General features: G+C 56.0%; 21 protein-coding genes, 1 pseudogene and 1 riboswitch. Of the genes and pseudogenes, 7 read left to right on the forward strand and 15 right to left on the reverse strand.

Features of this window, described 5'->3' with window-relative positions; all coding sequences use genetic code 11:
• Window positions 1-14: 14 nt before the first annotated feature.
• Complete coding sequence (locus tag LJN55_RS23780; protein WP_133846785.1) at window positions 15-836, forward strand: Cof-type HAD-IIB family hydrolase; 822 nt, start codon at window positions 15-17, stop codon at window positions 834-836.
• 89 nt (window positions 837-925) lie between these two features.
• On the opposite strand, the gene LJN55_RS23785 is transcribed toward LJN55_RS23780, so the two are convergent.
• From LJN55_RS23785 to LJN55_RS23815, 7 genes are all read right to left on the reverse strand, one after another.
• Window positions 926-2,266: an LLM class flavin-dependent oxidoreductase gene (locus tag LJN55_RS23785; protein WP_227536478.1), complete on the reverse strand. Its 1,341-nt coding sequence runs from the start codon at window positions 2,264-2,266 to the stop codon at window positions 926-928.
• 24 nt (window positions 2,267-2,290) lie between these two features.
• Complete coding sequence (locus tag LJN55_RS23790; protein WP_227536479.1) at window positions 2,291-3,886, reverse strand: dipeptide ABC transporter ATP-binding protein; 1,596 nt, start codon at window positions 3,884-3,886, stop codon at window positions 2,291-2,293.
• Entirely contained in the window at window positions 3,883-4,719 is an 837-nt protein-coding gene (locus LJN55_RS23795) for an ABC transporter permease (protein ID WP_227536480.1), read from the reverse strand. Before LJN55_RS23795 ends, LJN55_RS23790 begins: the two co-directional genes overlap by 4 nt.
• A gap of 2 nt (window positions 4,720-4,721) precedes the next feature.
• Window positions 4,722-5,714, reverse strand: coding sequence for an ABC transporter permease (locus LJN55_RS23800; RefSeq protein ID WP_167863522.1), 993 nt, complete (start codon window positions 5,712-5,714; stop codon window positions 4,722-4,724).
• An 11-nt stretch (window positions 5,715-5,725) separates the two neighbouring features.
• Complete coding sequence (locus LJN55_RS23805) at window positions 5,726-7,345, reverse strand: ABC transporter substrate-binding protein (RefSeq protein WP_227536481.1); 1,620 nt, start codon at window positions 7,343-7,345, stop codon at window positions 5,726-5,728.
• A gap of 28 nt (window positions 7,346-7,373) precedes the next feature.
• Window positions 7,374-7,934, reverse strand: a complete 561-nt coding sequence (locus tag LJN55_RS23810; protein WP_227536482.1) for a GNAT family N-acetyltransferase — start codon at window positions 7,932-7,934, stop codon at window positions 7,374-7,376.
• A 175-nt stretch (window positions 7,935-8,109) separates the two neighbouring features.
• Window positions 8,110-9,063: an MBL fold metallo-hydrolase gene (locus tag LJN55_RS23815; protein WP_227536483.1), complete on the reverse strand. Its 954-nt coding sequence runs from the start codon at window positions 9,061-9,063 to the stop codon at window positions 8,110-8,112.
• Window positions 9,064-9,144: 81 nt separating this feature from the next.
• On the opposite strand from LJN55_RS23815, the gene LJN55_RS23820 reads away from it, so the two are divergent.
• Entirely contained in the window at window positions 9,145-10,146 is a 1,002-nt protein-coding gene (locus LJN55_RS23820; RefSeq protein ID WP_159338402.1) for a LysR substrate-binding domain-containing protein, read from the forward strand.
• A 76-nt stretch (window positions 10,147-10,222) separates the two neighbouring features.
• Here LJN55_RS23820 and LJN55_RS23825 read toward each other — a convergent pair whose 3' ends face one another.
• From LJN55_RS23825 to LJN55_RS23845, 5 genes and pseudogenes are all read right to left on the reverse strand, one after another.
• Window positions 10,223-10,654, reverse strand: coding sequence for a hypothetical protein (locus tag LJN55_RS23825; protein WP_133846776.1), 432 nt, complete (start codon window positions 10,652-10,654; stop codon window positions 10,223-10,225).
• Between the two features lie 3 nt (window positions 10,655-10,657).
• The gene (locus LJN55_RS23830) at window positions 10,658-11,074 is read right to left on the reverse strand and encodes a hypothetical protein (RefSeq protein ID WP_227536484.1); all 417 of its coding nucleotides are present in this window, start codon (window positions 11,072-11,074) and stop codon (window positions 10,658-10,660) included.
• Complete coding sequence (locus tag LJN55_RS23835; RefSeq protein ID WP_227536485.1) at window positions 11,068-11,667, reverse strand: peptidoglycan recognition protein family protein; 600 nt, start codon at window positions 11,665-11,667, stop codon at window positions 11,068-11,070. Before LJN55_RS23835 ends, LJN55_RS23830 begins: the two co-directional genes overlap by 7 nt.
• 27 nt (window positions 11,668-11,694) lie before the next feature.
• Window positions 11,695-12,177: pseudogene (locus tag LJN55_RS23840) on the reverse strand (Hcp family type VI secretion system effector).
• A 172-nt stretch (window positions 12,178-12,349) separates the two neighbouring features.
• Window positions 12,350-13,732: an aminotransferase-like domain-containing protein gene (locus LJN55_RS23845; RefSeq protein ID WP_227536486.1), complete on the reverse strand. Its 1,383-nt coding sequence runs from the start codon at window positions 13,730-13,732 to the stop codon at window positions 12,350-12,352.
• Window positions 13,733-13,870: 138 nt separating this feature from the next.
• Here LJN55_RS23845 and LJN55_RS23850 point away from each other — a divergent pair, with 138 nt between their 5' ends.
• The gene (locus tag LJN55_RS23850) at window positions 13,871-14,731 is read left to right on the forward strand and encodes a DMT family transporter (RefSeq protein WP_227536514.1); all 861 of its coding nucleotides are present in this window, start codon (window positions 13,871-13,873) and stop codon (window positions 14,729-14,731) included.
• 26 nt (window positions 14,732-14,757) lie between these two features.
• On the opposite strand, the gene LJN55_RS23855 is transcribed toward LJN55_RS23850, so the two are convergent.
• The 3 genes from LJN55_RS23855 to LJN55_RS23865 all read right to left on the reverse strand — a co-directional run bounded on the left by LJN55_RS23855 (window position 14,758) and on the right by LJN55_RS23865 (window position 17,478).
• Complete coding sequence (locus tag LJN55_RS23855) at window positions 14,758-15,087, reverse strand: type II toxin-antitoxin system RelE/ParE family toxin (RefSeq protein WP_212816246.1); 330 nt, start codon at window positions 15,085-15,087, stop codon at window positions 14,758-14,760.
• A 5-nt stretch (window positions 15,088-15,092) separates the two neighbouring features.
• Window positions 15,093-15,326 carry a type II toxin-antitoxin system Phd/YefM family antitoxin gene (locus LJN55_RS23860; protein WP_133846771.1) on the reverse strand — a complete coding sequence of 78 codons (234 nt, stop codon included), beginning with the start codon at window positions 15,324-15,326 and terminating at the stop codon, window positions 15,093-15,095.
• A 112-nt stretch (window positions 15,327-15,438) separates the two neighbouring features.
• Window positions 15,439-17,478 (reverse strand): choline transporter, encoded by a 2,040-nt coding sequence (locus LJN55_RS23865; protein ID WP_133846770.1) that lies wholly within the window; start codon window positions 17,476-17,478, stop codon window positions 15,439-15,441.
• A 331-nt stretch (window positions 17,479-17,809) separates the two neighbouring features.
• Window positions 17,810-17,931: riboswitch (TPP riboswitch) on the forward strand.
• Between the two features lie 145 nt (window positions 17,932-18,076).
• Here LJN55_RS23865 and LJN55_RS23870 point away from each other — a divergent pair.
• The 4 genes from LJN55_RS23870 to LJN55_RS23885 are packed head-to-tail and all read left to right on the forward strand — an operon-like array spanning window position 18,077 to window position 20,946.
• The gene (locus tag LJN55_RS23870) at window positions 18,077-19,009 is read left to right on the forward strand and encodes an FAD-dependent oxidoreductase (RefSeq protein ID WP_227536487.1); all 933 of its coding nucleotides are present in this window, start codon (window positions 18,077-18,079) and stop codon (window positions 19,007-19,009) included.
• Window positions 19,006-19,203, forward strand: coding sequence for a sulfur carrier protein ThiS (thiS, locus tag LJN55_RS23875; RefSeq protein WP_133846768.1), 198 nt, complete (start codon window positions 19,006-19,008; stop codon window positions 19,201-19,203). The genes LJN55_RS23870 and thiS overlap by 4 nt, the downstream gene beginning before the upstream one ends.
• 3 nt (window positions 19,204-19,206) lie before the next feature.
• Window positions 19,207-19,977 (forward strand): thiazole synthase, encoded by a 771-nt coding sequence (locus LJN55_RS23880; protein WP_133846767.1) that lies wholly within the window; start codon window positions 19,207-19,209, stop codon window positions 19,975-19,977.
• 3 nt (window positions 19,978-19,980) lie between these two features.
• A complete protein-coding gene (locus LJN55_RS23885) occupies window positions 19,981-20,946 on the forward strand; it encodes a HesA/MoeB/ThiF family protein (RefSeq protein WP_133846766.1) in 966 nt (321 codons plus the stop codon).
• Window positions 20,947-21,079: the final 133 nt, after the last annotated feature.

Here is a 21,079-nt window from a genome sequence, read left to right on the forward strand (position 1 = left end):
AACGAGGAGTGGTAATGAGCATCAAACTGATTGCGGTGGATATGGATGGCACGTTTCTGAATAGCCAGGGTGACTATGCACGCGCCCGTTTTGCTGACCAGTACCAGCAGATGAAGCAACAGGGGATTAAATTTGTGGTCGCCAGCGGTAACCAGTATTACCAGCTGAAAAGCTTCTTCCCGGAGATTGATGCTGACATTGCCTATGTGGCGGAGAATGGGGGTTACATTGTTGACAGACAGCAGGAGGTCTATTGTGGCCGGCTGGCACCCGATGACGTCAACAGAGTGATCGCGACGATTGGGGCGATGACCGGCGTCCGTTTTCTGGTCTGCGGTAAAAAGGGCGCGTATATGCTGTCCAGCGCGGGTGAAGATTTCTTTGCCGATATGCGTGTTTTTTATCATCACCTCGACAGGGTTGATGATTATGCAGAGATCGACGATACCGTTTTTAAGTTTGCCCTGGGTTTTCATCAGCCCGATGTCAGTGAGCTGATGGTGAATATTGAGCGAGAACTGGGCGATATTGTTGTACCCGTTTCCAGTGGTCATGGCTCTGTCGATTTGATTATCCCCGGAAATCATAAAGCCAATGGGGTGAAACGCATCCAGCAGCGTTACGGTATCGAAGATAATGAGGTACTGGCATTTGGTGACGGTGGAAACGACCTGGAAATGCTGCGCCATGCGGGCTTTGGTTTTGCCATGAGTAACGGATCAGAAGCAGCAAAAGCGGCCGCTGGCTATCTGGCACCGTCGAATGATGAAGAGGGGGTGCTTCAGGTTATTGAGCGCTGCTTGTCTGGAGAAGGTCTTTTTACGACGAACGTATAAAGTGAATGTTGCTGAATCGGTTACCGATGCTTAATGTATCGATAACTGACTCAGTGATATGTATGTTGTAACTATAATGCGTTACTTGCTCAACCAACCCGCCTCTCTTCCGTCTTTATCGCAAACTGGTTCTCAGGCTCACTCAACCCCAGTTGTTCACGCAGAGTATTGCCTTCATAGTCGTGACGGTACAGGCCGCGCTGTTGCAGGATCGGGATCACCTGATCGACAAAATCATCAAACGCCGTTGGCGTTCCGCCGCGTACGATAAAACCATCGGCCGCGCCACGGGTAAACCACTGTTCCAGACCATCCGCGACCTGTGCTGCCGTGCCGGAAAAAGTCGGGCGCGGAGTGGCCGCTTCCAGCGCAGCCTGACGCAGGGTTAAACCACGGTCGAGCGCCTCTTTCTTGATGGTATCGGTGGTACTGCGAAAGCTGTTCTGCCCCAGATCACCAATATCCGGGAACGGTGCATCCAGCTCATGCTGGCTGAAATCGTAATGTTCGAAGTAACGGCCAAGGTAGTCCAGCGCTTTTTCCGGCGTGACCAGCTGTGCCGTTTGCTGATAACGACGCTCAGCATCGACACTGTCGTCACCGATAATGACACTGATGCCCTGGAAAACGCGGATATCATCGGCATTGCGCCCGCGCGCCACCATCTGGCGACGCACATCTTCACGAAACGCCCGGGCAAGCTCCGGAGTTTCCTGGCGGGTATAAATGGCATCGGCGGTTTCGGCGGCAAACGCTTTACCGGCCTCAGACGCTCCCGCCTGGAAGATCACCGGACGCCCCTGCGGCGAACGGCCAACGTTCAGCGGCCCCTGCACAGAGAAGTAATGACCTTTATGGTTCAGCGTATGCAGCTTCTCCGGCGCAAAGAACTCGCCGCTCTGTTTATTACGCACAAAGGCATCTTCCTCCCATGAATCCCAAAGACCTTTGGTGACCAGTAAATATTCGCTGGCGATACGATAGCGTTCGCTGTGCTCAGGATGCTGGTCACGGGAAAAGTTCTTCGCCGACCCTTCCAGTGGCGAAGTCACCACATTCCATCCGGCACGTCCGCCACTCAGCTGATCAAGGCTGGCAAACTGGCGGGCGACGGTAAACGGCTCGCTGTAAGAGGTGGACAGCGTCGCCACCAGGCCAATTTTCTGCGTGACCAGCGCCAGCGCTGACAACAGCGTGACAGGTTCAAAACGGTTGAGGAAGTGTGGGATCGATTTGGCATTGATGTACAAGCCATCCGCCACGAACAGGAAATCAAATTTTGCCCGTTCTGCCTGCTGCGCCAGCGCGGTGACATATGCAACGTTGATACTGGCATTGCTGACCGCATCAGGGTGACGCCAGGCCGACATATTGCCGGATGGCCCCTGGATAATGGCGCCCAGACGGATGCGGGTTTGAGTCTGACTCATGATAGAACTCCTTTCAGGGATAGCTCAGGCAGCGCGGCCGGGCAGTGCCGGTAGCGCTTCCAGTAATTGTCGGGTCCAGGGATGAACAGGGCGGTTAAACACCTGTCCGACCTCACCGCTCTCCACCACACGGCCTTCTTTCATCACCAGTACCCGATCGGCAAGGTGGTGGATCACGCCGAGATCATGTGAAATAAACAGCAGTGCCGTCCGGTGTTCGGCCTGCATATCGGCCAGAAGATCGAGGATCTGCGCCTGCACAGAGACATCGAGTGCGCTGACGGGCTCGTCGGCCACCAGCAGTGCCGGATTAGGCGCAAAGGCACGGGCGATGGCAACGCGCTGACGCTGACCGCCGGAAAGCTCTCGCGGGTAGCGCGTCAAAAGGCTCCGGCTCAGACTGACTTCATCCAGCAGCTGTATCACCCGCTGCCGGCGGGCTTCGCCATACACTCCTGCGGCATCCAGGCTCTCACCGATCAGCCGTTCCACGTTGTAGCGCGGGTCAAACGAGCTGAGCGGATCTTGCGCAATCAACTGCAACTGCTGACGGCGTGCACGGCGCAGTGTTTCCGGCTGGTGACTCCAGCGCTGCCCGCCAAGGGTGATCTCACCGCGCTGCGGCTCCGTCAGCCCCAGCACCAGCCGGGCCAGCGAGCTTTTGCCGGAACCCGACTCACCCACCACACCCAGGGTTTCCCCGGCGCGCAGTTCAAACGACACATTGTTCACCACATGCCGGTCGCCATAGTATTTGTGCACGCCATTGACGTTAATCAGCACGTCACCGGGAGGCGCTTTCTCCGGTAATCGCTGTGGTTCGGGCGAGGCCAGCCGCAGGCCACGGTTCTGTGGTCGTGGGATAGCCTGCAACAGACGGCGGGTCCAGGGATGCTGTGGCTCCGTCAACAGCGCGTGGGTCGGACCACTCTCCACCACTTCACCTTCACGCATCACCAGCACACGATCAGCGAGCTCGGCCACCACCGCCAGATCGTGACTGATAAGCAACAGTGCCTGACCCTGTTCACGCCGTTTGCGCAGTAAGGTGAGGATCTGCTGTTGCACCGTCATGTCCAGCGCCGTGGTCGGTTCGTCCGCCACCAGCAGGGCAGGTTGCCCGGCCAGCGCACAGGCAATCAGCACCCGCTGACGCAGGCCACCGGAAAGCTGATGCGGATAAACCGACAGCCGCTGTTGCGCATCAGCCATACCTGCTTCGTGCAGCAGTTGCAGGCTGCGCGCCTTAATCGCTTCAGGCGGGGTTTGCCGGGCAGCCCATAATGCATCGGCCAGCTGTTGCCCAACGGTACGCAGCGGATCGAGTGACACCAGCGCATCCTGTAGCACATAACCGATTTGTCGCCCGCGCACCGTGCGCCACTGACGCTCAGAATGGTTCAGAGCCGGTTGCCCCATAAGGCTAAACGTCTCAGCGCTGAGCCTGGCCTCCGCGGCCTGTAACCCCAGCAGCGCTCGCGCCGTCGCCGTTTTACCCGAACCGGACTCCCCCACCAGCGCAACCGATTCACCGGATTGCAGGGTCAGGCTGAAATCGCGCACCGCGTGGTGGCGCCCAAAATGAATATTAAGGTTGTGAATATCAATCAGTGCCGTCACGGTCGTTTCCCTTCAAAATGCGCCTGCCAGTGGCGGCCGAGAGTATTGACCGCCACAACGGTTAGCGTGATGGCGACACCCGGCCAGACGCCGGTCCACCAGGCGTTGCGCAGATAGTTACGCCCTTCCGCCAGCATAAGTCCCCATTCCGCTGTCGGCGGCTGTGGCCCCATACCGAGGAAACTCAACCCGGCTGTACCGATAATGGCCGTTCCCAGCCCCAGCGTTGCCAGCGCAGGCACCTGGGCTATCGCATGGGGCAGCACATGGCGCCATACCAGCACCCGCCAGGGCAGGCCAAAGGTACGGGCCTGTTCCACGTAGCCCGAACGCGCCACCAGGAACGTCTGCGCCCTGACCACGCGGGCAAAGCGCGGCACCGATGCCACACCCAGCGCAATGATCAGGTTGGTTGTCCCGGGTCCGGTAAACGCAATCAACATCAGCGCCAGCAGCAGATCCGGGAAGGCTGAAATCACATCCAGCGTGCGGCCAATGGCTTCATCGAGAACACCCCGCGCCAGCCCCGCCAGCAATCCCAGCAGACAGCCACCCAGTACCGCCAGCATCATCGCGGCAACGGAAATCAGCAGTGAATAACGGCTGCCGTAAATCACACGGCTTAGTACATCGCGCCCCAGCTGATCGGTCCCAAACCAGTGCTGCCAGGAGGGGGCCAGCATGGCGTTAACCGGGTCAGCTAGCAGCGGGTCGTCCGGTGCCAGCCAGCCGGGGAAGCAGGCTGCCAGCATCAGAACGGTAAGAAACAGCAGTGACAGCAGCAGCCCAACGGGCAGGCGCAGCGGTACGCGTAAACTGGTGATATCCGACATTTTTACTCCTGTGCCTGATGGCGTAAGCGGGGATCCAGTAACAGATAGAGAATGTCCACCAGCGTGCTCATCACCACATAAATCAATGCGGACAGGATCGCCACGGCCAGTACCACCGGCAGATCTTTCCCCAGTACCGCGTCCACCGTCACTTTGCCCAGACCGGGACGGCTGAACACCTGTTCGGTGATCACCGCGCCACTGAGCAGACCGCCCACCAGCCAGCCGGTGAGGGTGACCGCAGGCAGGGCAGCATGACGCAGGGCATGGCGCAGACGTATCTGCAGATTACCGATGCCCCAGGCCCGCAGCGTCAGCGAAAACGGCTGATCGAGCGCATCTTCCAGACCGCGACGCAGCACCTGAGACACGACCGCTCCCTGGGCCAGCCCCAGCGACAGCGCCGGCAATACCAGCGCGGAGAAATTGCGATCCCCGGCCACCGGAAACCAGCGCAGCGTAAAACTGAAAACAAACAGCAGAACAATGCCCAGCCAGAACGACGGGGTGGAAGCCAGTACCAGCTCCAGCCCGCTCGCCAGCCGGCGTCCCCAGCGACGATGCGCCGTGGTCACGGCGACGACCAGTGCAAAGATCACGCTGACCACCAGCGCTGCACCGGTCAGTTTCAGCGTGGGCAATAACTGTGATCCCACCAGCGGTCCCACATCGACGTTCAGCAGATAGGAACGACCAAAATCACCATGAGCAATTCGCCACAGATAGCTCAGATACTGCTGCCACAGCGGTTGATCCAGCCCCCACTCGGCGCGGATAGCCGCTTCGATGGCCGGTGTACGTACCTGCTCACCCACCAGCAGGCTGACAATGTCACCCGGTGCCAGCCAGACGCCAACAAACGACAGACTGACCGCCGCCCACAGCACCAGAACACCACCGCCAATGCGGCCGCTAATACGCCACCACAATGTGGTGGCAGGGGCCGGACGTGACCGCACGACATGCTTCAGGAGGGGCGTGGTTTCGCTGCTCATGATGTTCGCCTTTAGTGATCGCTTAACCAGATGTCGTACGCATTTTCCGGCATCTGTTTGAAGGGACGGAAGCCGGCACCCTGCACGTAGCTGGCGGCGGCAATCTGATCTTCCGGCTCATATAACGGGATGGCCACCGCCTGCTGCACAATCGCAAACTGTTGCAGCTGGCCATAGAAGCCGCGACGCGCAGAGGTATCGAGCGTGGAGGAGGCGGCTTTCAGCCACGGCAGCAGTTCAGGTGCCGATGTGCGGCTGTAGTTAATAGCCCCTCCCGCCTTCACCGGCAGGTAGTGGTTTTCAATATCGATACCGTCAGTTTCGGTATTGGAGTTGGCAATCGAGCCAAACTGCCCGCTGTTACGCAATTCGCTGTAGGTGCCGGAGTCGACATAACGCAGCTTCAGCTCAACGCCCAGTCGCTGGCGCGCCTGGGCCTGAATGGCCTGCAACAGCACGTCACGCTGATCGCGCACCGTGGCCTGCGCCTGAATAATTTCAATGCTCAGTCGCTGACCGTCCTTCGTACGGAACCCTTCCGCATCCCGCGATGTCCAGCCCGCTTCGTCCAGCAACTGGTTACCCAGCGTCGGGTTATTGCCGTATTTGCCTTCCAGACCTGCGTCATACAGCGGATCAACCGGTGAGGTGATGCCCCAGACGCGGGTGCGTTCGCCGCGATAGATCGACTTCAGGATCGGATCAATATCCAGGCCCTGTAGCAGCGCCTGACGCACTTTCTTCTCACGGGTCGGGCCATATTCCACATTCAGGAAGAGCGAGTAAGGCGTGCCGGCATTCAGCGCATGCTGATAGCTGAAGTCAGGGTTATCTTTAAATTCAGCCGCATCGTTCCCGGAAACCCCTTCAATCAGATCCACCTGACCTGATAACAACGCCCCGGTACGCACTGAAGATTCAGGCAGGAAACGGTAGGTCACACCATCAAGCCAGGCCGGCCCCTGATGCGCCGCGTTGGCCGATGCCCAGCGATAATCTTTGTTTTTCACATAGACAATCTGCTGGCCTTTTTCGTAGCGCTGGAGAATAAACGGCCCCGTTCCGGCGAGATCGGTTCCGCCTGATTTCAACTGCGGCGACTGCCAGGATTTTGGCGAAATCAACTTCAGCCCGGCAGCAAAGGAGAGGAAGGGCGAATACGCGTCTTTCAGTGTAATCACCAGCGTACTGTCATCCGGGGTTTCCACCGTGGCGATATGGCCGCCCAGTGCACACAGGCTTGAGCCTGCGCAGTAGGCCGGATCCTGAATATGGCGGAAGTTTTCCGCCACCGCATGGGCGTTGAACTTTTCACCATCGGAAAAGTGCACATCCTTACGCAGGGTGAAGTGCAGGCGTTTCCCGCCGTCTTCAACGCGGTAGCGCTCGGCCAGCCACGGAACGAAGCTGCCATCGGCCTTACGTGCCAGCAGGGACTCATAGGCCACGCGCAGGATCAGTTCGGCCTTTGACTGGCCATTGAGCTGAGGGTTGAGCGTATTAGGCTCGGTTTCCACACCCCAGGTTAAAGTGCCTCCGGAACGCGGTTTATCAGCAGCAAAAGAAGAGGCAATAGAGATCGACAGCAATGACAACGTGGCCATCATGGCCACTTTATTATTTAAGCGCATAGTTTTCCCAGATAAGTCATCAACACGTTCAGGCGGTGAGTGAGGTTTCAATAAAGTCGTGCACGTATTCTTTTATTTTGGCGTTTTGATATCGCTGCTGATCGAGCACCCTGGTTAAATACACCAGTTCCACGCCCAGTGGATTAATTGCCCGGTGAAAAGGTTGATAGCCGCGGCGTAAATAGAGATCGGTCAGCCAGGGATGTTTAATGGCGGTGGCTAAATAAACGGCAGGCGATTTTAAGGTGTCGCGCAGAAAACTTTCTTCGACATAGCGGATAATCCGGCTGCCTTGCCCCTGGCCTTTGTGCGCAGGATCAACGGCAAACCAGTGCAGGAACGGCCACGGCGCCAGTTGCCGCCTGGTCTCAGTCCACGGGAAGCGTACCGTCAGCGTGGCCACCGGTTGTCCGTTCTGTTCCAGGACGAAGGTGGATTCACTGGCAATGACGGCGGCAACATCCCCCACCGAGGCCTGGGTAATGGTGAAATGAATACCCTGCGTTAATAACGGTGCATAGGCACGTTGTAACAGATCATGCAGTAATTCAGCGTCTTCCGGTTTAGCTAAACGAATACGTTCAGTCATGATCGCTCCACCTTTGTGGCGTTAAGGTGAGACAATTATTAACAGCATGATGAATAACTGTGAAAGATAAATATATGATAACGATGCGTAGTTAAAAGCTTACTCTCAGGCAGGAAAGAAAATACGTGCTGATGGGATAAAACCGGGTTCGGGGCACTGACGTGCCCCGGAATAATTAATGGCTTAACTGAGTGGTATAATTTGCCGCCACCCAACGGTAACCGCTGCCGTCACGTTTGACATGACCGAATCCCGGGAAAGCAATATGTGCGGCCGCTACCCAGTCACCTTCCTGCGCCATCTGCGCCAGTACCGCTTCACGCGTCCGTACGGCCTGCTGCTGATCCACATCAAAGTGAATCGCCACATGCGGATCCGGCATCTGCACCGTTTTCGCATGAATGATATCGCCCCACAGTACCAGCGTCTGCCCTTCACTTTCCACGCGATAGAGCACACTGCCCGGTGTGTGTCCTGCTGCCGGAACCGCCCGGATGCCAGCGAATACCGTAGCCGGCGCAGAGAAGGTCGTCAGGCGACCGGCATCAATTACCGGGCGCAGCGTACGTTCAGACTCGGCAAAGGTATGCGCCTGGCTGGTTTCCACCTTGCTGGTGTTAGCAGGATTGAGCCAGAAATCCGCATCTTTCTTTTCCACATACACCTGCGCATTGGGGAACGCCGGCCTGCCGCTGCGTGAAACACCCCCAGAGTGATCGGCATGGATATGCGTTAACAGCACCGCATTGATGGTCTCTGCCGGATAGCCTGCTGCCGCCAGATTTTCCAGTAAATGCCCGCCGTTGTGGCCGAACAGATCCCCGGCTCCCGCATCCACCAGTACCCGCTGCTGGCCATTATCAATCACAAAGGCATTGATCGAGGTCTCCACCTGCGGAGTCATGGCATCGGCGGCCAACCGTTCACGCAACTGCTGCGGGGAGATATGAGTCAGTAATTTGTCCAGCGGAATCGTGACCGTGCCGTCAGACACGGCGGTGATGCGCAGCTTGCCCAGCGTCATACGGTAATAGCCCGGAGCCTGAGTTTCCAGCGGAGCTGGCGCTGTCGCCGCCAGGGCAGTGCCGGAAAGGGCCAGGCTGGCGATCAGCATTTTCAGAAGCGTCATGATAGTCTCACTTAGTCGTGTTGTTTTGGCGTGGATGACAGTATCCTGACCGCCTCATCATCATTCAAATCGATTAAAATAATGAGCAACATCAGAGAAAATGATTTTAGTCGCATTGACCTGAACCTGTTGACGGTGCTGCTGGTGCTGCACCGGGAGGGGAGCGTATCCCGTACGGCTGAGCGGCTGCATCTGGGGCAACCTGCCGTCAGCGGCGCGCTGGCGCGGCTGCGCACCATGTTTAACGATCCGCTGTTTGTGCGCACGGCAAAAGGCATGGCGCCGACGCCGCGTGCGGAGGCGCTGGTCGCCTCACTGCTGCCGATGATGGAACAGATGCAGCAGGTGCTGTTTCAGCCGCCCACATTTAACCCGACAACGGACGAGCACACTTTCCGCCTGGGGATGAGTGACTGGGTGGAACGCTGGCTGATGCCGGGGCTGCTGGCGACACTCGCCAGCGAGGCACCCGGGATCCAACTGCAGACGACGGCCAGCGATCCGTTTCTCGACGAAGAGCTGGTGCAGCGCGATAAGGTTGATGTGGCGATCTCTGTCGGGCAGGGGGCGCCTGCGGATGTCATCCGTGAGCCTGTCGTTCGCATGGGGTTTTGTACGCTCTGGCACCCCCACCAGTTAGCACTTACTTCGCCGCTAACCATTGAAGAATATCTCTCTCACGATCACCTTCTGGTTTCTTATCGGGGAGCCAGCCACAGCCAGATAGACGAACAGCTGGGCCGCCAGAATCTCACTCGCCGGGTACGCTATGTGACGCCGCACTTCTCGTCACTGCCGTTAATGCTGAAACAGATCCCCGCGCTGACCACCGTTCCCGCCGGGCTGGCCAGCGGCTGGGTTGAACATTATGGCTTACAGCGCAGCGCCGTTCCGGTCAGCGCCCCGGACTTTACGCTCTCCCTGATGTGGAACACCCGCCGCAGTCACGACCCGGCATTGCTGTGGCTACTGGAAAAACTGCGGGGGGAGATGGGTAAAACGGGTGAGGATGAAACGACAGCCAGCGCGGATTGGATGTCTGAGCGAGACCAACCGACATGCCAGGAACGAGAGGATTTTTAATGTGAAAGGCAGAAACGGAGTACGCCAGTGAAGACGTACTCCAGGCGGTAAGGCTTTATCCGTTTTATCAGGCTGTTTAATCGCATCCCGGCTCGGATTCATCGCCCATGGCATAAGTACACTCGAAAGGGTCATACCATTTGTTGTCTTTGTGAAAAAAATAGATGGCCTCTTTGTTCCCGAAGTTACCCGAAGTGAATCCACTTGACTGTAGTGTAAAGCTCACTGAATTTCCGTCTTCGAAGGTAACTTTTCCTACTGTTATGCACGGTGAATAATACTGATGCCCTACTGAGCCACCTTCGTCCATTTTATCAGCCTGATTAAAGTAGTCAGTAAGTTGTTCCTTAGTAGGTCTGAACAATGCACACCCTTCCTGCTCAACCTTACTGCGCCCTTCATCGACGATGTCATATTTGAGGTTCTCAATATTTTTGACCTCCTTTGAATATGAAAAACCTGAAAATAAATAAATGATAAAAAATGCCATTAACTTTATATTGACCATTTTTCAGTTCTCGCTGCTGTACGTGTCTTCAAACGGATCTGTCCATTGATAGTCATCATAAAATAATGTTGCCACATCTCCAGTATCCCAGAGCAAGGTTCCCCCGCCACTGGAGGATATTTTCCACTCGCCTCGTGTGTTATCGCTAAACTTAACTTCACCTCTGGAAAAGCAGGGAGAATAGCGATCGTGAACATTGAATTTTAATGGAACTGGATAAGATTTTGAAAAAAAGGATCTTACATCCACCTCTGTAATGACGAATGTCCGACAGCCACTTTTAACATTTTCCGATGCATCTTCGCTTTTACCCACTTCATTGATTTTTATCTCAACAATTTGCCTGGACGGTACATGTGTTGCAAAAGCTACAGGGATGGCGAATACCAATAATAATATAAAATAGCCGTGCCTTACCATTTTTCAGTGCCTGCCTCAGTCTTAACTTTGTATGACACTTCCGGATGTCTAAACACCTCAGACATTGATATTTTCAACGTATCCGACAATTCATAAACAAGCCATTTTAATGCACTGTTTTGTGCATCATTGACTGTTTCATAAATGGCATTTTCTCCCTCACCGGAAACAGGTTTACCCACAACTTCAATGCCTAATGAGTCGAAATTCGCTGGATACCTTTCAGGATATGATTTCTTCTGTTCTAAATGAGAAAGTTTTTTATATTTATTTAAAAATGGTCTTATTGTGGAAATCTCAGATGGAGTGCATTTTTTCTCCATGTAACACCTGGATCTTATATTTCCAACATGATTTGTCACTTTAAACAATGACGCGGTTTGATAGATCTTACCTTCTTTATCTATCAAGAAATGAGCGCCGTTTGCACCTGCACTTTGGTAGCTATTGAAAGCACTCTCAGCAGTTGAACCACCGGTCTGATGCACCACAATCCCATTCACTTGATCCATATCCCCACGTTCTATCGTACGGAATCGTTTTACACTAATACGTGTTGCATCTACTAAACCATTTTTATCCACAAATAACATATTTACCCTTCCTTGTGTTCAGCTTACTTAAATGATGGCATTCGCTTTAATGTCGAACCCTGTAGAAATCGTACCCACAGATGTCCCTTCCGCATTCTGTAGAACATAATCAACCTTTACGCGTGAGAAAGAGAGTGCGACCTCCTCTCTGGCGGCAGGCATGGTGTTATAACCGACAGACTCAACCCCGGTAATAATAATTTCCTGAAGCGTGATACGCAGATATTCCAGTGGAGAACCGCCTGCTTTGCGCATGATCAGTACCGCCTCCGGGATATGTTTTCCGGTCAGGCAATACTGCAGAAGGTTTGGGCTGGCTTTATCGAAATAATGTTCAAAACGAAGATCCCCGACAATGCATTTCCCCGCACCGCCACCACTGCCAGAGTGCATATTCGCTGTTTGGCCCACAGACTAGTCCCAGCTAAGAACCTCAATATCTCCTTTGTGCGTAGCGTCCAGAGATTCCCCTGTAATACCCTCGATCTTTATAAAAACGTCCTGCGCCATAATTTCATCCCTGTTGAATACCAGTAAAAAATCTACACCTCAGGTAACGGGTTGAAATCCATGCATAACCCGTACCGCATGACGGGCAGCCTAAATAAAATAACGATCTGTTTGTGCCTGTCAGATCACACTATCCTCATAATGGACAAAAAATGACCTGATCTACTTCACCTTAAGACTGCTGTTCCGCTATCGCCTGTTGCAATACGCGGTAAACACGGGCATTCAGATGCGCCACGTTGAAACGCAAATATGCTGTCGCTGACTGGGAAACGCTGAACACATTCCCTGGGGCAAGTACGACACCCTCTTCCCGGCAACGCTGGGCGATCAGTGCAGAGTCAACGCCCTCCGGCAGGCGACACCAGAGGTAGAAACCGCCGCGTGGCACCAGCCACGGAGTAATCCCCAGCGCGCTCAGGCGTTCGGTGGCCTCTTTTCTGGCGCGATCCAATCGCGTGATGACCTCAGCCAGATGTTTACGATAGCTTCCCCCGGCCAGCACGCTGGCGATCAGCTCGCTGGAGAGCGGGCTGGGACCGCCGAAGTTAGTGGCAATTTGCAGATCGGTCAGCCCTTCAATCCACTCTGCGCGGCAGGCGATATATCCACAGCGTACGGAAGCCGAGAGCGTTTTCGAGAAGCTGCCCGTGCGGATAACACGATCAAGCCCGTCGGAGATTGCCAGCCGAGGGGAAGGATCGGGTTCGAAGTCGGCAAAGATATCATCCTCAATGATCAGGGTGTCGTTTGCCGCGGCGGCACTCAGCACCCGATAGGCGGTTTGCGCGGAAAGACAGGCGCCGGTGGGATTATGCAGCGCGGAGTTGGTGATATACAGGCGCGGACGAACCGTCGCGACAACCTGCTCAAACACCGCGATATCCGGCCCGGTTGGGGTATAGGGCACACCGACTATATTCACCTGATGAGCACGCAGCAGTGCCTGGAAATTGAAGTAGCAGGGGTCGTCCACCACCACGCTGTCACCTGGACGCAGCAGAAAGCGGCAGAGTAAATCCAGCGCCTGGCTGCCCGACCCGGTCAGCATCAGTTGTTCCATCGAGGCCGAAAGCCCTTCGCGGGCGAAACGAGCCAGCAGCAGATGCCGCAGAGTCGCTGACCCTCGCGAACTGCCATAATCCGTCAGTAGCGTATCGGAAGAACGCGTCAGCTGGCGTAAACCTTTGCGCAGCGCCTCATGGGGCATCCAGTCGGCAGGCAGCCAGCCGCAGCCGGGCGTCAGCTCCCCGGCGCTGGCATCCAGCGACTGGCGCGAGACCCAGAACGGGTCAACTTCGCGTCGCCGCGAGTTGCTGTTATCCGCCAGACTTCGGGTGACCAGCGGGGTGCCAGAAACGTAGAAACCCGCCCCACGCCGCGCACGGATCAGCCCTTCGGCAGCCAGCCGTTCGTAAGCCTCCACCACCGTAGAAGGGGAAACCGTCATCATGGCGGCATAGCGCCGCACCGATGCCAGCCGATCGCCCGGCACCAGTGCGCCTGTCGCTATCCTGCGGCGAATATCATCAATCAGTGTTTCTGTGCGGGTCATGCGTTTTCAGCCATCAACTGTATGGGTGGTGTAAGCCATACAGAACAACAAAATTGTATGGCAGTGTATCTTCGAACTGCACGCGATGCGCTCTACTATCTGCGGGAGTTTACCGTTTATATTCATAGCAGAGGACATATGGCGCGAGCAACAGCAGGGTGGTGGAGTGGGCTTTCCGGGGTGATCATTTTCAGCGGGTCACTGCCTGCGACCAGGGTAGCGATCGGGGGATTCTCGCCGCTGTTTCTGACCTCTGCCCGCGCGGTCATTGCCGCGTTACTGGCCGGGGGATTATTACTGCTATTACGTCAGAAACGTCCTGCGCGCAGTGATGCCCTGTCGCTGTTAATTGTCGCCACTGGCGTCGTCGTGGGTTTTCCGCTGCTGACCGCGCTTGCCCTGCGAGAGATGACTGCGGCGCATTCGCTGGTGTTTATCGGTCTGTTACCGCTTTCCACCGCCATTTTTGGCGTACTCAGAGGCGGTGAACGCCCCCGCCCGGCATTCTGGCTGTTCTCCCTGCTGGGTGCAGGCATCGTTGCGGGATTTGCCATCGCAAGCGACCAGGCGGGATCGTTAACCGGGGATCTGCTGATGGTGGCCGCTATTCTGCTGTGCGGTCTGGGCTACGCAGAAGGGGCCGGGTTATCGCGGCGGCTCGGTGGCTGGCAGGTGATCAGCTGGGCACTGCTGCTGGCGCTGCCGGTGATGGTGGTGACAGGGCTGATCAATTTGCCGCATAGCTGGCATGGCATCAGCGTTCCCGCGTGGTTCAGCCTCGGTTACGTCTCTCTGTTCAGCATGCTGATTGGGTTTATATTCTGGTATCGCGGGCTGGCACTGGGGGGCATTGCCGGGGTAGGGCAGCTCCAGCTTCTGCAACCTTTTTTCGGGCTGCTGCTCAGCGCCCTGTTCCTTCATGAACCGATAGCCCTCGGAATGGTGACCTGTGCGGGCGCGATTATTCTCTGTGTGGCGGGGGCGAAACGTTTTGCCTGAAAGGGGATACCCGGAGGAACCGGGTATCAAAACTCAATCAGTCGCTGATACAAAAGCTGCACAATATCCTGTCGTTGAGACAGTACCGCGTGTGCCCGAATCCGAAACCCGTCGACGGAGTAAAGTACCCGGTAATCCTTCTGCGTATTGCATTCGCGATAGCGGTCAGAACCAATTTTTAGCAATTCAGGGCACAGCTGACAGCCCACAGGAAAAGCGGACACTTTGCTTTCGAACTCATCAATAATGCACTCAATGACGGGCAAAGGCGCAACGCCGCAGGCGATAAGATGATTTCTCAACTGCAATAATGTGCTTCTTGCCGTCCCGGTGTATTCAATCGTGACATCTGCCATTCCGGTTAGTTATCCAGACTGGCTAACAGTTGATCGCGTGAGTAAACCTTACCCTCAGCCGCATCTTTTTCCGATAACGTCATCAGTTTCAGCAACGCAACGGCACTGTCGCGAGCCTGCCTGTCAGCATAGGATTCGATAACGTAGGCCGGGATGCCATTCTGCGTCACGATGATAGGCTCGGAGACGTCGAGCGTGGCGGCATTTTTTTTAATGTGGCTGATCGTTTCTACTCTCACTGGATTCTCCCGTTGAACGTGTTGCGTAACCGGTCTGAATATAGACCATTAAAAGATGATTATCCCCGTTGGATGCAAAAAAAACCAGACCGGAGTCTGGTTTTTATACCCGTTACGCTTCGGGGAAAGGCATGGCGTTACCCGGCGCTTCCCGGTGAATATGCAGGAAGGTCAGGTGCCGTTCATACTGGTCGAGAATGTCATTGATGATCTGCTCACGGGTGTAGTCCATCAAATCGTTACCCTGTGTCCCCTCCAGCAGGAAGGTCTCCAGACGGAAGTAGTCCGATTTCCCGCTGCGTGCACGATAAGTAAACGCCGGAACCGAATAACGCTGCGGCCAAATCTGGTAGAGGAAGCTCTGCTCATCAGCCATATCTACCAGCAGTTCCAGATGGTTCAGACGCTCGTCATCTACGGCGGGCAGCTCATTCACCTGCACCTTCGCCCCACGGCGCTCCAGCTCACGTCCCACTTCTTCCATGGCAGGGCGGCAGACCTCATCCAGCATTTTACGCGTATGAGTCGTGCCCGGATAGTTCATCACACGCGAGATACGCTGTTTCCAGTTCAGACGATCGTCGCGCGATACCGGCACCGGTGGCGTGTTCACTGTCGCACTGGCACGACGGTGATCTTCCACGCGCAATGATTTATACAGACCGGCCATGACAAAGAAGATCACAAAGCTGAACGGCAGGCCCATGATCACCGTGGTTTTCTGTAATGCCGTGACACCGTTCACCATCAGCATCCCCAGTGTCAGCACACCAATGGCAACCGACCAGAAGATACGCAGCCAGTTGGGCGCATCATTATTGATGTCGGCCAGACGCGAGGTAAAGTTACCCAGCACCAGGGAGCCGGAGTCAGCGGAGGTAACATAGAACAGCAGTCCGGTAATGGTGGCCACCGAGGCACTGAAGGTAAAACCAGGATACTGCGCCAGCAGACTGTAGAAACCCCGCTCCGGATGCGCCATGGTCTCTTCAGCAAAAGCCATATTGCCGTGAATGATCTCATACAGCGCGCTGTTACCGAAGATCGACAACCACAGCAGGGTGAAGATAAACGGAATGGTCAGCGTTCCCACCACAAACTGACGAATGGTACGTCCACGGGAGATACGTGCGAGGAACAGACCGACAAACGGCGACCAGGCAACCCACCAGGCCCAGAAGAACAGCGTCCAGTTGTTCATCCACTCGGTTGGACGGTCAAAGGCGAAACTGTTCAGCGTCATGCCCATAAAGCGGTTGATATAATCCCCGACGTTGAGCACCAGCGCGTTCAGCAGGAAGCTGGTATCGCCAACGAACAACACGAACAGGATCAGCCCAAAGGCCAGTAACACGTTGAGTTCCGACAGGAAGCGAATGCCTTTATTCACCCCGGAGGTCACAGAGATGGTGGCCATGATCACCGACAGGACAATCAGCCCGGCCTGCGCTGTCAGCCCTTCCGGTACGTCAAACAACACCTTGAGCCCGTAGTTAAGCTGTACCACGCCAATACCGAGCGTGGTGGCAATACCAAAGATGGTCCCCAGCACGGCAGCGATATCCACGGTATGACCAATGGGCCCGTTAATGCGCTTACCAAAAATAGGGTAGAGCGCCGAACGGATAGTGAGCGGCAGGCCATAACGGTAGCTGAAGTAGCCGAGGGCGATGCCCATCAGGGCATACATGGACCAGCCAGTCAGACCGTAGTGGAACAACGTCCAGACCATCGCCTGACGCGCCGCTTCCATCGTCTGGCCCTGGCCTTCCGGTGGCATCATATACTGGGTGACCGGTTCCGCCACCGAGAAGAACATCAGGTCGATACCGATACCCGCAGCGAACAGCATGGCCGCCCAGCTCATCAGGCTGAATTCAGGTTTCGACTGTTCGGGACCGAGCTTGATGGAGCCAAAGCGTGAGCAGGCCATGAAAATGACGAATACGATGTACAGCGTGGCTGCCAGCAGGTAGTACCAGCCGAAGGTATTGGATACCCAGTCGAGGGTGCGATTAATCCAGCGGTCGGAAAAATCAGTGAACAGGATAGTGGTAAAGGAGAACAGCAGGATAAGCGCTGCTGAGGTATAGAAAACCACGGGATTAATACGATCTTTTTGAGGTTTTCCTGGTATTTCAGTCGTCGGCATAATGTCTCCGCAAAAAATGCTCAAGAAAATAACCTGAAGTCCGCTCTGCGAAGCGCGCATTAGCGCATACTGGGTAACATCCGCCGTATATCCGCTAATTACACTGGGAGAACCATCAGGGTGATTATCAGGTGTAATATATTGATTAATCGTTAGTGTTTTTGATCTACGTCGCCCCCTGAAAGTAAATTTTGTGTAAACAACAACAGGAATGATAGGTTTTATTGATTGAGCATTCAATTAAAAAAAACTTCATCGTCTCATTCTGTCCCATTTTTTCCGTACGAAAACCTCATGTCACTTGACGATTGTCACCCGGTAAAATACAACTAGTCCCTGTCAGGGGAGTCTCGCCAGAGAGACTGAGAGGCTAATGAGCGATTTTTCGCGGCTTAGCGACCCTTAGAACCTGACCCAGTTGATACTGGCGTAGGAAGACGCGTACCCGATGGCGTATCAGCCAGGGTACCTGCCACGTGGGCTGGCTTCTGATCGTCCCCGTCTTTTCCTTACTCTGTATCACGGGTCTCCGCATCGATTGAGAGGCTAACGTGAAACCATTTATTCCCCCCTTTATTTGTACCGGAAACCGCACATCATGAGCCGCTGGTCGGTGATCGGTGATGGCGTCGCCGGGCTTTGTGTTGCCACGTTACTTGCTGAACGGGGTGAATCCGTTGAAGTGATCACCGCAGAGCAGCACTGTGCCGCATCGCACTGGGCGGGCGGTATGCTCGCCCCCTGGTGCGAAGGTGAAAGTGCCCCCGAAGAGGTGATCGCACTGGGTCAGCGTTCCGCGCCCTGGTGGTCGGCCCGCATTCAGGGAGTGGAACATCAAGGCACTCTGGTGGTGGCACCCGCACGTGATACCCCCGAACTCAGCCGTTTTGCCCGCCTGACGCGGGCGCATCAGTGGGTAGAGCCGGCATCGCTGGAACCCGCGCTGGAAGGGCGTTTTGCCCGTGGGCTGTTCTTTGCCGGGGAAGCACACCTTGATCCACGCAGTGCGCTGCACCAGCTACGGGCGACCCTGCAACGCAGGGGTATTCCTTTTCATACGGGCAATCCCGGCGGGACAGTCATTGACTGCCGGGGGATTCATGCAGCCCCTGATCTGCCTGAGCTACGCGCCGTACGCGGGGAGATGCTGATCCTGCACAGTGAAGAGGTGCAGTTCTCACGCCCCATCCGCCTGCTGCATCCCCGTTTTCCCTGCTATCTGGTGCCGCGTGCCGGAGGGCGCTTTATGCTGGGTGCAACGATGGTGGAAAGCGACGATAACAGCCCGATCAGCGCACGCGCCATGATGGAACTGCTCAGCGCCGCCTGGGCTATCCACCCTGCGCTGGCTGAAGCGCGGATACTGGAAAGCGGCACCGGGTTGCGCCCCGCTTATCACAATAATATCCCCGCCATTCGCTACCAGAACGGCGTCTGGTCCCTGAACGGCATGTATCGCCACGGCTTTCTTCTCGCGCCAGTCATGGCGGAAAAACTGATGCTGCAACTGCAGCAGGAAAACCTGATATGAAAATCCAGCTTAACGGCCTCCCGATCGACACCACCGCCCGCACGCTGGCGGAACTTTTGCGTGAACAGCAGATGGATGCGGGCTGCGTGGCCAGCGCCCTTAACGGCGAGTTCGTCCCACGCTCGCGCTATGAAACACAGCCACTGACCGCAGGCTGTGAGCTTGAAGTGTTATCACCGATGCAGGGAGGGTAAAACATGTTTTACGATTTTATTCCGCAGTCACGTTTTTTGCTCGGCACTGCCGGGTATCCCTCTCCGGCGATCCTGCAACAGGCGATTGAGGCCTCCGGCAGCGAAATCATTACCGTCAGTCTGCGCCGTGAAGGGCGGCAGGGTGCGGCATTTCGCGACCTGCTAACCGGGCTGAACAAGCGGGTGCTGCCCAATACCGCAGGATGTCATAGTGTAAAAGAGGCGGTGACCACGGCGCATATGGCGCGCGAAGTCTTTAATACCCGCTGGATAAAACTGGAGGTGATTGGTCACGCTGATACGCTGCAACCCGACCCCTTTGCCCTGGTGGAAGCCGCCCGCATCCTGTGCGCTGAGGGATTCCAGGTGTTTCCCTATACCACGGAAGATCTGATCCTCGGCGAAAAGCTGATTGAAGCGGGCTGTGAGCTGCTGATGCCGTGGGGCGCGCCGATTGGCTCCGGCCAGGGGTTACGCAACATTGAGGGGCTGCGTTCAATGCGTGCCTGGTTTAAAGGCATTCCACTGATTATCGATGCCGGGATCGGCGCACCCAGCCAGGCTGCACAGGCAATGGAAATGGGCTTTGACGGTATCCTGCTGAATACGGCCGTGGCCAAAGCACAGGATCCGGTACGCATGGCCGGGGCGTTTTCTGCCGCTATCCACGCCGGTCACGATGCCTGTCATGCCGGCCTGGTAGAGCGCCGTGATATGGCCAGCGCCTCCACGCCGATTTTTGGTATGGCGCAATTTCTCTCACGGGAGCCATAACGGATGGACCGATATCAACGACAAACCATGCTGCCTGAGATCGGCGAGGCAGGGCAACAGGCCCTGCTGCAAGCCCGCGTGCTGGTGATCGGTGCTGGCGGGCTGGGTGCCACACTGCTGCCACTGCTGGCCGGGGCCGGGGTGGGCTACATCAGGGTGTATGACGGGGACCGGGTAGAGGAGCACAACCTGCACCGCCAGACGCTGTACAGTATGCAGGACTGCGGGAAGCGTAAAGTCGACTGCGCGCAGCGTGCACTCAATGCACGTAACCCGGACTGCGTAGTCGATGCACGGCCGCAGGCACTGAGTGCCAGCATGATGGCCGACGCGCTGGACGGTATCGATCTGGCGATCGATGCCGCCGATAATTTTGCCGTCACCTATCTGCTTTCCGATACCTGTCAACCGCGTCATATTCCGCTGGTCAGCGCCTCGGTACTCGGTCGTCAGGGCTATGTTGGGGGCTTCTGTGGCACTGCCCCGAGTTATCGTGCCCTGTTCCCGCAACTGCCGGGCAACGCGGCGAACTGTAACACGGCAGGTGTCATGGGCCCGGCGGTGGCCACGCTGGGTGCCATGCAGGCGCAGATGACCCTCAGTATTCTGCTCGGGCTGACGCCTTCACCGCTGGGCTGTCTGATCAATTGCGACTTCACCACCTGGCATTTCCGCCCGTTCCGTTTTGACGGTGCCGGTGAGCCTGACCAACCTGTCGTGCCGTTTATCGATCGCCACCTGCTGAACAGTGAAGACTGTATTGTTGAACTGCGCAGCCGCGAGGAAGCCCCCGACAGCGTGGCGAGTCACGTTCACCGGGTGCTGCCTGAGGAACTCAATCACTGGCAGCCCCCTGCGGATTGCCGCATCGTTCTGGTGTGCGCCAGCGGGATCCGCGCGGCAAAAGCGGCGAAGGACCTGCAACTCCGGGGCATCACTCAGCTGGCGATTATGGCGGCAAATCGATAGAAAAATAAAAGACACCCTGTGGAAGGTAAGGGATGACAGCTTTAATTGTTATGTTATAACATAACAATAATGTTTATGCGGGTGGCCCGGTACTGCCCGGCGCAAACACGCTGTCAACGCCTGAGAGGATGTC

It is taken from the genome of Erwinia rhapontici (assembly GCF_020683125.1).
GTDB classification, from domain to species: Bacteria; Pseudomonadota; Gammaproteobacteria; order Enterobacterales; family Enterobacteriaceae; genus Erwinia; species Erwinia rhapontici.

Bases quoted from the DNA above. Each gene is read 5' to 3' on its own strand.
- LJN55_RS23780 (WP_133846785.1), top strand. From the start codon at position 15: ATGAGCATCAAACTGATTGCGGTGGATATGGATGGCACGTTTCTGAAT.
- LJN55_RS23785 (WP_227536478.1), bottom strand. From the start codon at position 2,266: ATGAGTCAGACTCAAACCCGCATCCGTCTGGGCGCCATTATCCAGGGG.
- LJN55_RS23795 (WP_227536480.1), bottom strand. From the start codon at position 4,719: ATGTCGGATATCACCAGTTTACGCGTACCGCTGCGCCTGCCCGTTGGG.
- LJN55_RS23800 (WP_167863522.1), bottom strand. From the start codon at position 5,714: ATGAGCAGCGAAACCACGCCCCTCCTGAAGCATGTCGTGCGGTCACGT.
- LJN55_RS23805 (WP_227536481.1), bottom strand. From the start codon at position 7,345: ATGCGCTTAAATAATAAAGTGGCCATGATGGCCACGTTGTCATTGCTG.
- LJN55_RS23810 (WP_227536482.1), bottom strand. From the start codon at position 7,934: ATGACTGAACGTATTCGTTTAGCTAAACCGGAAGACGCTGAATTACTG.
- LJN55_RS23815 (WP_227536483.1), bottom strand. From the start codon at position 9,063: ATGACGCTTCTGAAAATGCTGATCGCCAGCCTGGCCCTTTCCGGCACT.
- LJN55_RS23820 (WP_159338402.1), top strand. From the start codon at position 9,145: ATGAGCAACATCAGAGAAAATGATTTTAGTCGCATTGACCTGAACCTG.
- LJN55_RS23825 (WP_133846776.1), bottom strand. From the start codon at position 10,654: ATGGTCAATATAAAGTTAATGGCATTTTTTATCATTTATTTATTTTCA.
- LJN55_RS23830 (WP_227536484.1), bottom strand. From the start codon at position 11,074: ATGGTAAGGCACGGCTATTTTATATTATTATTGGTATTCGCCATCCCT.
- LJN55_RS23835 (WP_227536485.1), bottom strand. From the start codon at position 11,667: ATGTTATTTGTGGATAAAAATGGTTTAGTAGATGCAACACGTATTAGT.
- LJN55_RS23845 (WP_227536486.1), bottom strand. From the start codon at position 13,732: ATGACCCGCACAGAAACACTGATTGATGATATTCGCCGCAGGATAGCG.
- LJN55_RS23850 (WP_227536514.1), top strand. From the start codon at position 13,871: ATGGCGCGAGCAACAGCAGGGTGGTGGAGTGGGCTTTCCGGGGTGATC.
- LJN55_RS23855 (WP_212816246.1), bottom strand. From the start codon at position 15,087: ATGGCAGATGTCACGATTGAATACACCGGGACGGCAAGAAGCACATTA.
- LJN55_RS23865 (WP_133846770.1), bottom strand. From the start codon at position 17,478: ATGCCGACGACTGAAATACCAGGAAAACCTCAAAAAGATCGTATTAAT.
- LJN55_RS23870 (WP_227536487.1), top strand. From the start codon at position 18,077: ATGAGCCGCTGGTCGGTGATCGGTGATGGCGTCGCCGGGCTTTGTGTT.
- thiS (WP_133846768.1), top strand. From the start codon at position 19,006: ATGAAAATCCAGCTTAACGGCCTCCCGATCGACACCACCGCCCGCACG.
- LJN55_RS23880 (WP_133846767.1), top strand. From the start codon at position 19,207: ATGTTTTACGATTTTATTCCGCAGTCACGTTTTTTGCTCGGCACTGCC.
- LJN55_RS23885 (WP_133846766.1), top strand. From the start codon at position 19,981: ATGGACCGATATCAACGACAAACCATGCTGCCTGAGATCGGCGAGGCA.